Source organism: Brachyspira hampsonii 30446, from assembly GCF_000316195.1.
Classification (GTDB): Bacteria; Spirochaetota; Brachyspiria; order Brachyspirales; family Brachyspiraceae; genus Brachyspira; species Brachyspira hampsonii_C.
This window is the reverse complement of sequence record NZ_JH994110.1, coordinates 934,827-940,525: the sequence shown is the minus strand read 5'-3', so window position 1 is coordinate 940,525 and position 5,699 is coordinate 934,827. Positions and strand designations below refer to the sequence as shown.

The following is a 5,699-nucleotide window of genomic DNA, read 5'->3' as shown; positions in this document are numbered from 1 at the left end:
TCTAATAAGATATTAAGAAATAATTGTGGATTTTGATCAATAATATTAAATAGCTCAGGATTATTTTCAAGAACTGTAAATAATTCAGGGTTGTTATTTAAGTTATTAAATAGTGTATCATCTTTAGAAACAAATAATTGGGCATTATTTTCTAAGAAATAAGAACAGCTATCTTCATTATATTTATTATTTACAGTATCATTTATGGCTTGTACTATCTCTTCAGCACTATAATATTCTTTTGGTTTATCATATGGAACCTGAGCATAACAGAATAATGAGAATAATAAAACAAATAAAAATAAGAAAATTATAATTTTTTTCATTCTCTTTCTCCTTTAATGAATAATTATATTTTATTAATAATAAATAAAATATTATATATATAATATAAAACCAAATGATAATATTGCTGTAAAAAAAATAAATGTAAAAGTACAAATTTGCTTAAATGAAAAAAATTTAGTAATTTTTATTCATATCATAAAATACTTATATGTTATTATATATATTTTTTAACATCTCTTATATTTTGTAAGTCTATATAATTTATTAATTGGCTAACCGTACTTTTTTAATTAAGCCTGTGGAAAGTTTAGGAATATAAATAAAACCATTAATTAAATTTATATCAGCAGAATATTTTAAGTTTCCTTATTTTCTTTAACTAATATTCATAATTATAATTTGCTTTAAGTAATTAACTGTGAACATATTAGACTTGTTTCAAAACTAAATTTATAAATTTTTAATTTAATATTTTTAAATTATATTTGGGGCTTTGCTGCGAAGCACACATTCGTGCCACGCTCTGCGTGCCTTTGGCAACCCCACTTCTCGCCCATGGCGTGGCACAGGCACAGCCCGCCTGCGGCGAAAGACTGCATGTTTATATATTATAATACTAAATTATGCAACATGTAAAACATCATATTTATAATTTTAAAATTAAATAATTTTTATAATTAATATGTTAAGTAGTTTTGAAACAAGTCTATTGATATAAGCACTCATTATTAGTTTATATTGTTAAATATTATGTTAATTTGCAGGAAAAGTTGCAAATATTATTAATGATTTTTTATTATAATGATTATGATTAAAAGTTTTGGTAATTAAGGTTATAAAAAAGAGTTACTGCAGTATAAACTACAATAACCCTTTATATGTTTTATTATTCATCAATTAATATTTTTATTTCATTATACCCCATTCTTTCCATAATTGAACAGTATAATTTTCTTCTTTCTTAGAAGATGAATTAAATAAAGCCTCATTATTTACAGAAACTCCTCCCTCCATATGACTCCATTTTTGGCTTTTCCAGAAGTTAAAAGGACTAAAAATAAAGTTTTGTAATTTTTCTTCATCTAGTAATGTATTAAGAAATAATTGCGGATTTTGATCTATAATATTAAATAGCTCAGGGTTATTTTCAAGAACTGTGAATAGTTCAGGATTGTTATTTAAATTATTAAACAGTGTATCATTTTTAGAAAGAAATAATTGGGAATTATTTTCTAAGAAATAAGCACGGCTATCTTCATTATATTTATTTACAGCATCCTTTATGGCTTGTACTATCTCTTCAGCACTATAATATTCTTTTGGTGTATCATATGAAACCTGAGCATAACAGAATAATGAGAATAATAAAACAAATAGAAACAAGAAAATCATAAATTTTTTCATTCTTTTTCTCCTTTAATGAATAATTATAATATATATTTTATTAATAATAAATAAAAAGTCAATATATATTTATTAACAAATATATATAATATAAAACCAAATTATAATATTGTTGTAAAAAACATAAATGTAAAAGTACAAATTTAGTAATTTTTATTTATTTATAAAATACTTATATGCTATTATATATATTTTTTGTAAGTCTATATAATTTATTAATTGGCTAACTGTACTTTTTTAATTAAGCCTGTGGAAAGTTCAGGAATATAAATAACATCATTAGCCAAATCTATATCAGCAGCACCTTTTAAGTTTCCTTCAATTTTTTCTAATTGCTCTTTAGTATTTAAATCAAATACATATATGCATGCATTAGTACCATTTTCACCCCAATCAGAAACATACAATTTATTATTATAAACAGCTATTCCGTCCAATCCGCCGCTTCCTACTATATTATCACTCCATTTTTCTAAACCGCTGCCGTCAGCATTAAAAGAATATACATAGCCTGTATTTTCTGCTCCCATAAATCCGCTAGTTGCTACATATAATTTTCCATTATCAAAAGCTATGCCATTAGCACCATAAACATTATCTACAGAATTTAAAAGTGATAAAGAAGAATTATTCTCTACATTTACAAAATATACTTTATTATTACCTGTATCAGTAACTGCTATAGTTGTATTGTCTACTGCTGCTATATCATTTAATAATTTAGCTTCATCTATAGTTAGTTTTGTAATGATAGAATTGTCTTTAACATTAGCTAATACTACATTTCCAGATAGCCCTTTATCTGCGTCTTGGTCTGCAATAGCTATAATATCATCAGTAATAAAATAAAAACCTCTAGGGGCATCCAACTCACCTTCAAAAAGTTTTATAGGGTTAGATCCGTCCTCATTAACACATAGAAAAAATCCGTCTTTTTCTATATCGGCATTACCAATATTTGCAATATATAGTTTTCCATTTTTTAATCTTATGCTTTCAGGTGACGATGTGCCTTCAACATTTATTGTATTTATTTCTTTTGATATAGTTTCATCATTAGTATTTTTTGAATTATTGTTAGAACAGCTTAAAATAAATAATATACTAGAAATTAAAATAAATATAATTTTACTCATAATAAAAAACTCCTTAATACTTTTTATAATTTATATTATTTTTTTTTAATATATCAATATGAAAATTTAAATTAATTATAAAAAAAGCATCTTTAAATAACTTAATATTTAAAGATGCTTGGAGCTACTATGACAAAATTATAAATTATAATTGTACTTTTTTAATTAAGCTAGTAGAAAGTTCAGGAATATAAATAACATTATTAACTAAATCTATATCAGCAACGCCGCTTAAAGAACCTTCAATTTTTTCTAACTGTTCTTTAGTATTTAAATCAAATACATATATGCAAGCATTGTTATTAGCACCATCTGCACCCCAATCAGAAACATATAGTTTACCATTAGCTATAGCAATACCATCTAAAGCACCGGCACCTAATACTGAAGCTGTCCATTTAGTTAATCCTGTTCCGTCTATGTTTAATGTATAAATATCTCCTCCATTAGGATCTCCGCCAAATGTACTTCCAGCTATATATAAAACTCCATTATCAAGGAATATTCCATTAGCACCAACTACTCCTGTTACAGATGAAGTTATAGATAAAGATGAATTATTATCTACTTTAATAAAATGAACAGTTGAAGCACCTGTATCAGTTAGAGCTACAGTTGTAGGATCTATTACTACTGTGTCATTTAAGAATTTAGAACCTTCTATAGGAAGTTTAGTGATTATTTTATTTTCTTTGATGTTAGCTAATACTAGATTTCCTGTTAAAGAACTGTCATTTACTTGATCAGGAATAATAATAATATCATCAGTTAAGAAAGAAAAACCTTTAGGGCTGTCCAATTGTCCTTCAAAAAGTTTTTGAGGATTAGAACCATCTTCATTAGCAACGATTATAAATCCGTCTGCAGGTGCATTAGGATCTCCTAAATTAGCGATATATAATTTTCCGTTTCTTAATTTAACACTTTCAGGTGCAGCTAATCCGTCGATATTGATAGTTACAGCCTCTTTTTTAGTCGGCTCATTGTTAGATGATGTTGTCTTGTCAGCATTGTTTGAACATGATACAGCAAATAAAAAAGCTGATAAAACTATTGAAGTGAAAAATTTATTCATTTGAAGTTCTCCTTATTAGTAAAAATTGTTATTAAGACTTTATATTATTTCTATAAATATATCAATAAAAAAAAAGAAAAATATTGTTACCAAAATGATTACAATTATTTTATATTATTTAAATATATTTATTGACTATTATAATTTTTTGATTATATTTATAATACTATGAAAATTAATACTAAGTTATCAGTTGCATCACATATCGTTTTGTGTATAGCATTTTTTGAAAATGAAGGCACTACATCTCATTTGCTAGCCAAAAGTGTAAGGACTAATCCTGCTATAATAAGAAAGATTTTACTAAAACTTCAGGCTGCCGGGATAGTTGAAACAAATAAAAAGGGCAGCAGACTTATAAAAGATGAAAAAGATATAACACTTCTTTCTATATATGAAGCTGTATTTACTGAGGAAGAGAGGGGACTTTTTAATTTTCATGAACCTAATCATGTATGCCCTGTAGGATGTGCTATGTTTGATGTTTTAGGCGAAGAGTTCAATAATGTAAGACTTGATTTTGAAAAATCTATGTCTAAAATAACTATTAAGCAAATAGCTGATGAAGTTAGAAAAAGAAAAAAGCATTTGGATTTTATGAATAAATAGTTTTAATATTAATTTTTTATATTTATGATGCTTATTCTATTACCGTCTAGTTTTATAATATTTTCTTTTGATAATCTGTTTAATTCTCTTGATAATGCACTTCTATCTGCAGATATAAACTCTGCTAATTTATCTCTATTAAATGGTATTATTATATTTTTAGATTTTTGAATATTAGCCATATATTTAATGTATATTATTATTTTGCTCCTTAGGCTTTTCTGACTAAGAATATCATTTTTGAATGCTAGGAATTTATTTTTATCAGATATAACTCTTAGTAAATTATGCAGAAAGATATTTTTGATATTGTTATCATTTGCTTTAAATATATTTTCTATATTTATTTTTATTATTTCTGTATTTTCTAATGCAAGAGCCTGTATAGATGATACTTTGTTTGTGGAAAAAGCGAATGCTTCTGCAAATATATCTCCTTGATTAAGTATATTTACAATATTTTTTCTAGCATCATCATATTCTTTTGAAATTTCAACTTTTCCTTTCAATATAATATAAATATTTTCTACTATATCTCCGGTATCTATTATTATATTTGACTTTTTAAAAGATTTCTTTTGTGTTTTAAAATCATCTAAAATATTAATGATTTCGTCTTTACTGATATTATTAAATACTTCTGATTTAATTAAAATGTCTATGTATTCATCCATCATGTTTATTAAAATATTATATTTATTGTTAGTTAATTCTAACATTTTTTAATAAAAAATCAATAACCTTATTTCTAATTATGATTTTTTATATTAGTTTTATTTCAAAACTAATTTTATTTATAATTTGAAAATATTAAGTTAAAAATTTATAAATTGGGTTTTGAAACAGGTCTATTATTTTTTATGTTATTATTCTGATTTCTCATATTAGACTTGTTTCAAAACTCGAATTTTTAATATTTATGTTTTTTTAATTTAATATTTTTTTGATTATAATTGGGACTTTGCTGCGAAGCACACAGTCGTGCCAAACCCCACTTCTTTTGTGACGCTGTCCGCCTTCGGTGTGGCACATACGAAGTACGCCTCGCTGTGCGTGCCTTCGGCAGGCGAAAAGCAAAAAGGTTGCATATTTATATACTAAAGTAATAGTTTATAAAACATGTAAAACATTATTTTATAAATTATAAAATTACGAAATTTTTATATATAATCTTGTCAAGTAGTTTT

General features: G+C 25.0%; 5 protein-coding genes and 1 pseudogene. 1 reads left to right on the top strand and 5 read right to left on the bottom strand.

Translation table 11 applies throughout. The features are described from left to right. The 4 genes and pseudogenes from A966_RS13545 to A966_RS04155 form a co-directional block, all read right to left on the bottom strand. A pseudogene (locus A966_RS13545) lies at positions 1 to 326 on the bottom strand (hypothetical protein); the annotation flags it as partial. A gap of 868 nt (positions 327 to 1,194) precedes the next feature. Then, the gene (locus A966_RS04165; RefSeq protein ID WP_008722868.1) at positions 1,195 to 1,692 is read right to left on the bottom strand and encodes a hypothetical protein; all 498 of its coding nucleotides are present in this window, start codon (positions 1,690 to 1,692) and stop codon (positions 1,195 to 1,197) included. Between the two features lie 215 nt (positions 1,693 to 1,907). Further along, on the bottom strand, positions 1,908 to 2,828 hold the full coding sequence (locus tag A966_RS04160) for an NHL repeat-containing protein (RefSeq protein ID WP_008722867.1): 921 nt from the start codon (positions 2,826 to 2,828) through the stop codon (positions 1,908 to 1,910). A 145-nt stretch (positions 2,829 to 2,973) separates the two neighbouring features. Continuing rightward, on the bottom strand, positions 2,974 to 3,903 hold the full coding sequence (locus A966_RS04155; protein ID WP_008722866.1) for an SMP-30/gluconolactonase/LRE family protein: 930 nt from the start codon (positions 3,901 to 3,903) through the stop codon (positions 2,974 to 2,976). A 168-nt stretch (positions 3,904 to 4,071) separates the two neighbouring features. Between A966_RS04155 and A966_RS04150 the strand changes: the two genes are divergently transcribed. Next, positions 4,072 to 4,512 (top strand): RrF2 family transcriptional regulator, encoded by a 441-nt coding sequence (locus tag A966_RS04150; protein ID WP_008722865.1) that lies wholly within the window; start codon positions 4,072 to 4,074, stop codon positions 4,510 to 4,512. An 8-nt stretch (positions 4,513 to 4,520) separates the two neighbouring features. Here the strand turns inward: A966_RS04150 and A966_RS04145 are convergent, their stop codons facing one another. Next, positions 4,521 to 5,231: a Crp/Fnr family transcriptional regulator gene (locus A966_RS04145; RefSeq protein ID WP_008722864.1), complete on the bottom strand. Its 711-nt coding sequence runs from the start codon at positions 5,229 to 5,231 to the stop codon at positions 4,521 to 4,523. Between the last annotated feature and the right edge of the window lie 468 nt (positions 5,232 to 5,699).